This is a genomic window from Mesorhizobium sp. M7A.F.Ca.CA.002.04.1.1, assembly GCF_004022805.1.
GTDB lineage: Bacteria > Pseudomonadota > Alphaproteobacteria > Rhizobiales > Rhizobiaceae > Mesorhizobium > Mesorhizobium ciceri.
On sequence record NZ_RZPL01000597.1, the window covers coordinates 1 to 3,639 of the forward strand.

Below are 3,639 nucleotides of genomic sequence, written 5' to 3' on the forward strand. Positions count from 1 at the left end.
GCCTTTGCCGGCGGCGTGCAGCGCGGTTGAAAGGCCCGAAAAGCCGCCGCCGACAATGGCCAGGTCGACATCGAGCTTACCCTGCAGCGCCGGCCGTTTGCGGCGGTCGCGGCTGACGGCAAGCCAGAGTGAAGCGCCATGCGCTTCCTGCCGAACCGCGGCATTCATGACGGGGAAACGCTTTTGGCCGTAGTCACCTTCGTCCGCTTGCCGAGCCAAGGCCGCCGTGGCCTGTCGCCGAACAGCCCGTTCGGCCGGACCAGCAGGATAACGCAGAGCATGACGCCGATGGCGGCGATCTGCAGCGCGGCGGCACGAGCCTGCTGTTCCGGCGGGAACAGGATGCTGGTCAGCGTGCCCGACCCAGCCCATATCGCCCAGACCAGGATGCTGCCGATGACGGCGCCGAGATTGCTGCCCGAGCCGCCCACGATCAGCATCACCCAGACCTGGAAGGTCAGGATCGGCAAATAATTGTCCGGCGCGATGAAGCCGGTGAAATGCGCCTGCAATGCGCCGGCCAGTGCCATGATGGCGCCGCCCACGGCGAAGGCCTGGACGCGATAGAAACGCGCGCTCTTGCCAAGCGAGATCGCCGCCCGCTCATCCTCGCGTAGCGCCTTCAGCACGCGGCCCCACGGGCTGCGCGACAGATGTTCCAAAGCGAGATAGGCGACCAGAGTCACCGCCGCGACCACGGCAAGGTTCGACAGGTTGAACAGCAGCGGCGTCTCGGCAAGGCTGCCGAAGGGGCGCGGGATGAAGCCGATGCCGAACGGGCCGCCGGTCAGTTTCTGCGCGTTGAGCGCGACCAGTTGCACGACGACGGCGACGCCGAAGGTGGTGATCGCCAGATAGTCGGACCTGAGCCGCAGCGTCGCCATGCCAGTTAACGCCGCGGCAATGCCGCCGACGACCATGGCGCCCGCCCAGCCGACAACGATCGGCAGGCCAAGGCCACCCAGCCGCGCGGCGTCGTCGGGAGTGGTCAGCAATGCCGAGGTGTAGGCGCCGATGGCGACGAAGCCGGCAAGGCCGACATTGAACAGGCCGGTCAGGCCCCACTGCAAATTGAGCCCCAGCGTGACCAGCGAAAAGATCAGCGCGGTGGTCAGGAAGAAGGCGCCGTAGCCGATCAGATCCATCAGCGTTCCCTCACACCAAACAGGCCGATCGGCCGCACGAACAGCACCGCCATCAGGATGATGAAGGAGACGGCGGCGCGCCATTCGGCGCCGATCAGCTGCACGGCACCGGCCTCGGCGAGCCCGATGATCAGGCCGCCGAGCACGGCGCCGGGGATGCTGCCGATGCCGCCGAGAATGGCGGCGGCAAACATCGGCAATAGCATGTCGAAGCCCATGAACGGGCGGATCTGCACCAGGATGCCGATCATCACGCCGGCCACGCAGGCCAGCGCCCCGCCGATGACCCAGGTGACGCGCACCACGCTGGCGACGTCGATGCCGACGATGCGGGCCAGTGCCGAGTTCTGGCTCAGGGCCTGCATCGAGCGGCCGGTCTGCGTGCGCGTCATCAACAGATGCACGGCGAGCACCAGCACCGCGGTCAGCAGCAAAAGCGCGATCTGGTCTGATGTGATGCGGATGCCGAAGCCGACCGGCATGGCGATCTGGATCGCCCGGCTGAAATAGGTCGGCCGCGAGGTGAAGGTGAATTCGAGCAGGCTTCTCAGCGCCATCGAGGCACCGAAGCTCGCCATCACCACGATGATCGCCTGGCCTTGCGAGCGCAGCCGCGAAAACAGCACCTTGTCGAGCAGCAGCGCCAGCAAAGCGGTGAACGCCATGCCGACGACCAGCGCGACAATCAGCGGCCAGCCGAAGGACAGCGGTGCGATCGGTGCCACCTTGCCGACTGTCGCGCCGATGGCGCTGACGACGGCCAGCGTCGCATAGGTGCCCCAGGCCATGAAGTCGCCATGGGCAAAGTTCGAGAAGCGCAGGATCGAATAGGTAAGCGTCACGCCGATGGCGCCCAGGCCGATCATCGAACCCGTCAGCAATCCGTCGACGACAAATTGCAAGCTCATGCCCCACCTCCTGTGCCGGACTTGCGGGGGCGCTGGCCGAGATAGAGTTCGGCGACCACCGGATCGTTCCACAGCTCGGAGGCAATGCCCTCGTGCCGGTCTTTGCCTTCGACCAGCACATAGGCGCGGTCGCCGATGGCGAGCGCTGCCTTGGCATTCTGTTCGACGAGCAGGATGGTGACGCCGGACTTGCGGATGTTTGCCAGCATCTCGAACACCATCGAGACGAATTTCGGCGACAGGCCGGCCGACGGCTCGTCTAGCACCAGCACCTTGGGGTGGACGATCAGCGCCCGCGCAACGGCGAGCATCTGCCGTTGTCCGCCCGAGAGGTTGCCGGCGGCGGTGCGGCGCTGGCGGACGAGATCGGGGAAGGCGGCATACATCTCCTCGGTGCGCGCAGGAATCTCGCGCCGCTCAAGGATGCCGCAAGCAACTCTGAGATTGTCCTCGACCGACATCAGTGGGAAGATGTTTTCGGTCTGCGGCACGAAGGCCAGCCCGAGGCGCACCATGGTGTGGGCCGGCGCGGCAGTGATGTCCTTCCCGTCCAGAAATACTGTGCCGCCGGTGATCGGGACGAGGCCGGCGATGGCCTTGATGAAGCTAGACTTGCCGGCGCCGTTGGGGCCGAGCACCACGACGATCTCGCCCTTGGCGACGGTGATCGAGGCGCCGCGCACGATCGGCACGCCGGGCTCGTAGCCGGCTTCGAGGTCGCGGACATCGAGAACGATCTCGCTCATGCTGCGCCTCCGAGATAGGCCTCGATGGCGCGCGGGTCGCGAGCGACCTCTTCGGCCGTGCCTTCGCTGAGCAACTGGCCGCTCGCCATGACGAGGACGCGATGGCAGAGCCGCGTCACCATGTCGATATTATGCTCGATCAGCAGGAAGGTGATACCGCGCGCATTGATGTCGCGGATGCGGTCGATGATGACTTCGAGCAGCGTCGCGTTGACGCCGGCCGCCGGTTCGTCGAGCAAGATGATCGCCGGATCGGCCATCATCACGCGGGCGAGTTCGAGCAGCTTGCGCTGACCGCCGGAAAGCACGCGCGCCGGCTCATGCGCGAGATGGGCGAGGGCGACCAGTTCCAGCAGTTCAAGCGCCTTTGTCCTGGCGGCCCTTTCCTGCGCGGCGACGCGCCATGGCGTGACGAAATTGGCAAGCAGCTTTTCGCCGGCCTGACCCTGCGCCGCCAGCATGATGTTTTCGATCAGCGTCAGGTTGGGCAGCGGGCGCGGGATCTGAAACGTGCGGCCAAGGCCACGGCCGATACGCAGATGTGCGGCTTCGCCCGAGACGCTCGTGCCGTTGAGAAGGATTTCGCCGCTGGTCGGCAATATGCTGCCGGCAAGCAGGTCGAACATCGTCGTCTTGCCGGCGCCGTTGGGGCCGATGAGGCCGAGGATTTCGCCCGCTTTGACGTTAAACGAGACGTCGTTGACCGCGACAAGGCCGCCGAACCGCCTGACGACATTCCTTGCCGTCAGAACCGGCGCGCGGATTTCCCCTTGCCGTTTGGTTGCCTCGCTCATCAAACCCTCTGGCCGAAGACGATCGCTGCCGCCTCCTGATTATGAT

Annotated in this window: 5 protein-coding genes; all 5 read right to left on the reverse strand. The window is 65.8% G+C overall.

The window, feature by feature from the left end; all coding sequences use genetic code 11:
- The coding region (locus tag ENZ75_RS35325) for an FAD-dependent oxidoreductase (protein ID WP_245481220.1) at nucleotides 1–168 on the reverse strand (168 nt) is incomplete at its 3' end.
- Nucleotides 165–1,148 (reverse strand): branched-chain amino acid ABC transporter permease, encoded by a 984-nt coding sequence (locus ENZ75_RS24985; protein WP_027163899.1) that lies wholly within the window; start codon nucleotides 1,146–1,148, stop codon nucleotides 165–167. The genes ENZ75_RS24985 and ENZ75_RS35325, both read right to left, overlap by 4 nt.
- Complete coding sequence (locus tag ENZ75_RS24990) at nucleotides 1,145–2,053, reverse strand: branched-chain amino acid ABC transporter permease (protein ID WP_063167566.1); 909 nt, start codon at nucleotides 2,051–2,053, stop codon at nucleotides 1,145–1,147. The genes ENZ75_RS24985 and ENZ75_RS24990 overlap by 4 nt, the downstream gene beginning before the upstream one ends.
- Complete coding sequence (locus ENZ75_RS24995) at nucleotides 2,050–2,799, reverse strand: ABC transporter ATP-binding protein (protein ID WP_063167567.1); 750 nt, start codon at nucleotides 2,797–2,799, stop codon at nucleotides 2,050–2,052. The genes ENZ75_RS24990 and ENZ75_RS24995 overlap by 4 nt, the downstream gene beginning before the upstream one ends.
- Nucleotides 2,796–3,593: an ABC transporter ATP-binding protein gene (locus tag ENZ75_RS25000; protein WP_063167568.1), complete on the reverse strand. Its 798-nt coding sequence runs from the start codon at nucleotides 3,591–3,593 to the stop codon at nucleotides 2,796–2,798. Before ENZ75_RS25000 ends, ENZ75_RS24995 begins: the two co-directional genes overlap by 4 nt.
- Nucleotides 3,594–3,639 lie beyond the last annotated feature (46 nt).